Genomic DNA, 1099 nt, shown 5'->3' on the forward strand with positions numbered 1-1099 from the left:
AGCCCTGCTCACAATAGTGAGCGCTACCGTCCAAAGTCTTGCCATCCACTACAATCATCGAATAGGTTCATCGGGAACGAATCTGCTGCACGCCAGTGGAGTATCAGCGCAGCAATCAGTGTTCCATCTGTAAGAGCTACGCAAGCTGAAGCTAAGAAAACTAAAGCAACGCAGACATTACAACCTGCTACAGCAATTGAACCATCTGTTATTGTTACTTATCCTACACCAACGCTCTCTTTTAACCATCGAGGTGCGGTAAGTTCTGGTTCTGTGCCCTATCGAATTAATTTAACTGTAGCCGACGGTGGAAGTAATTCGCGCTGTATAGTGGTTAAAACACTCTTAGGTGCAACAAGCGTTGGTGGGAATGCACAGAAGTGCGAGGAATTGGAGGAAGCAGAGTAATTGCTGCTGAAGTCAATTTATTGAATAATAATATTCACTCCTTTAATGTATTTCGGTGGGGATATTGTTTTTGCGGATGAATGCAATTATCAATCAGCGCAGAAACTTGGTTTGAAGTGTCCATTTTGCGATTCTGCTGTATTTCTCCGTTCTGAATCAGTGCGTAATGTCAAAGGTAAATTGCAGCTGATCAGTCCTTATTTTGCCCACTATCCAAGCGGATATTTAGATAATTGGGATTGCGATAATCGCTCTCGTACTAAGTCAGGTAAAGAAGAAGTTGAGCGCATCAAGATTGAAGCAAGGAATCAACGCCTTAAGTTGTATAACAACCATTTGTGGAATATGTTTGTAAGCGATCGCAAGATATCCTATCAAAAACTTAATACAGTAAGAGCGTGCTTAGGCGAACGTTGGTGCGAGCAAACATCAGTCTTGATACGCTATGAGTGGTCAAAATCACTTCTAGATATTTATACCTTTATCGATGCAGCATTACAAGGTATCAAATCCAAAGAATTAGTAAAAGTGAATACTCGACCGCCATTAATAGATAACGCAACTTACAGCCTATTGCAAGTTTATGAGGTACAGTAAGAGGAGTACACAAATGAAGTCTAATGAAACCGTACTCGCTCGACTTGCGAGAAAAAATAGTTAAGGCATACACACAAGGTGACACCTCAATCAG

At 41.3% G+C, this 1099-nt stretch carries 2 protein-coding genes; both read left to right on the plus strand.

Annotated features, from left to right (window positions below; genetic code table 11):
* Positions 1–408: GspH/FimT family pseudopilin (locus IQ230_RS26240; protein ID WP_193935100.1), on the plus strand; the 408-nt coding region annotated here is incomplete at its 5' end.
* A gap of 45 nt (positions 409–453) precedes the next feature.
* On the plus strand, positions 454–1005 hold the full coding sequence (locus tag IQ230_RS26245; RefSeq protein WP_193935101.1) for a competence protein CoiA family protein: 552 nt from the start codon (positions 454–456) through the stop codon (positions 1003–1005).
* Positions 1006–1099: the final 94 nt, after the last annotated feature.

Origin of the sequence: Gloeocapsopsis crepidinum LEGE 06123, from assembly GCF_015207655.1 — a bacterium.
GTDB lineage: Bacteria > Cyanobacteriota > Cyanobacteriia > Cyanobacteriales > Chroococcidiopsidaceae > Gloeocapsopsis > Gloeocapsopsis crepidinum.